At 62.9% G+C, this 1,419-nt stretch carries 1 protein-coding gene; it reads right to left on the minus strand.

From position 1 onward, the window contains the following. Positions 1-33 precede the first annotated feature (33 nt). Positions 34-1,308 carry an IS256 family transposase gene (locus ACWDTD_RS20535; protein WP_003946207.1) on the minus strand — a complete coding sequence of 425 codons (1,275 nt, stop codon included), beginning with the start codon at positions 1,306-1,308 and terminating at the stop codon, positions 34-36. Positions 1,309-1,419 lie beyond the last annotated feature (111 nt).

Consider the following 1,419-nt stretch of genomic DNA (forward strand, 5'->3'; position numbering starts at 1 on the left):
GAGATATTGTCAAGACCTGTGGATGAGCGGTTTTCAGGCGGCCTCCTGGGTGCCTGAGGTGGCGTCGGGTTCGACGAGTTTGCCTTTCTCGAAGGTGGCGCCATCACGGACCAGTTTCACCAGATGTGGTGCGTTGACCGCCCGCCATTTCGACTGCGCGGCCTCGATCAGTTTGTAGGCCATCGCGATGCCGGCCGCGCGGGATCCGGGGCCTTTGGTGACTTTGGTCCGTAGCCGCACGGTCGCGAACGTCGACTCGATCGGATTGGTGGTCCGCAGATGAATCCAATGCTCAGCGGGATACCGATAGAACTCCAGGAGCACGTCGGTGTCGTCGACGATCTTGGCCACGGCTTTCGGATACTTGGCACCGTAGGTCTTCTCGAATGCAGCGATGGCTTGACGGGCATGCTGTTCGTCTTCGGCGTTGTAGATTTCCTGCATCGCTTTGATAGCGTTGGGGTGTGCCGATTTCGGCAGTGCCGCAAGCACATTGGCTTGCTTATGAAACCAGCAGCGTTGTTCCCGGCTCTCGGGGAACACCTCGCGGACCCCGGCCCAGAACCCGAGCGCGCCGTCCCCGACCGCCAGGGTCGGGGACGGCATGCCACGGCGTTTACAGCTGCGCAGCAGATCGGCCCACGACTCGGTCGATTCCCGGTAGCCGTCAGCGAGCGCGATCAACTCCTTGCGGCCGTCGGCGCGGACGCCGATCATGACCAACAGACACAGCTTCTCCTGCTCCAGGCGCACCTTGAGGTGGATGCCGTCGACCCACACGTACACATAGTCGGCGGTGATGTCGCGGTCGGCGAAGGCTGCGGCTTCTTTCTGCCACTGGGCAGTGAGTCGGCTGATGGTGGCCGCCGACAACCCAGCGCCGGAACCGAGGAACTGCTCGAGTGCCGGCCCGAAATCGCCGGTGGACAGTCCATGCAGGTACAGCAGCGGCAGGACCGCGGAGATCTCCGGGCTTTTGCGTGCCCACGCCGGCAGAATCTTCGACGAGAACCTCTGCCGCTCACCGGTGTCTGGGTCGACGCGCTTGTCGTTGACCCGCGGTGCCTTCACCGCAACCGCACCCGCAGCGGTCATCACCTCCCGCTCGTTGTGGGAGCCGTTACGCACCACCAGACGGTGCCCGTTCTCATCGACCTGATCGGTGAACTGGTCGATGTAGGCGGCGACCTCGGCGCGCAATGCCGCGGCGAGCATCTGCCGAGCACCGTCTCGGACGATCTGATCGAGGATGGAGCGGTCCTCGCCAGCCGGGTTGGAACCTTCGTTGGAGTTGACTACCGTGAGCACGAGGCGTGCCTTTCCGCCAGCGCTGCAACGCTGACTTGATCAAGTGACTACCAGGATCATATTTACGGGAAGGCACGCCCTCCCTGATCCACAGGTCTTGATCATTCCTCG

It is taken from the genome of Gordonia sp. NPDC003425, assembly GCF_053588635.1.